This window comes from Streptomyces sp. P17, from assembly GCF_032436805.1.
GTDB lineage: Bacteria > Actinomycetota > Actinomycetes > Streptomycetales > Streptomycetaceae > Streptomyces.
In genome coordinates this window covers 1-248 of the sequence record NZ_JAVRBF010001278.1, presented here as the reverse complement: position 1 = coordinate 248, position 248 = coordinate 1, and the positions used below count along the sequence as shown (strand labels likewise).

1 protein-coding gene is annotated in these 248 nt (G+C 56.0%); it reads right to left on the bottom strand.

Annotated features, from left to right (window positions below):
• Positions 1-55 precede the first annotated feature (55 nt).
• Positions 56-248 (bottom strand): hypothetical protein (locus tag RMT89_RS44680; RefSeq protein WP_315889476.1); only part of this gene is annotated, 193 nt, incomplete at its 5' end.

The following is a 248-nucleotide window of genomic DNA, read 5'->3' as shown; positions in this document are numbered from 1 at the left end:
CGGAAGCACCGGCACAGGGGACGATGATGTCAATCCATCGCCTGAGACGTACAGCCTAGTTCTGGCTGTCGGCTTTGACTTTTTCAACCCGGTGGCCACTTGGATACCAGGATGGTCCCTTGGTGACGAAGTTCTTGATATTGAGATCAGTCTGCGCGCTGAAACGCTCCTGATGGCGGTGCCAGTAGGAAAACGCACCGGCTGCCACCACGGCCACCAGGACAGCGACAAGCCCAAGCAATTTTTTC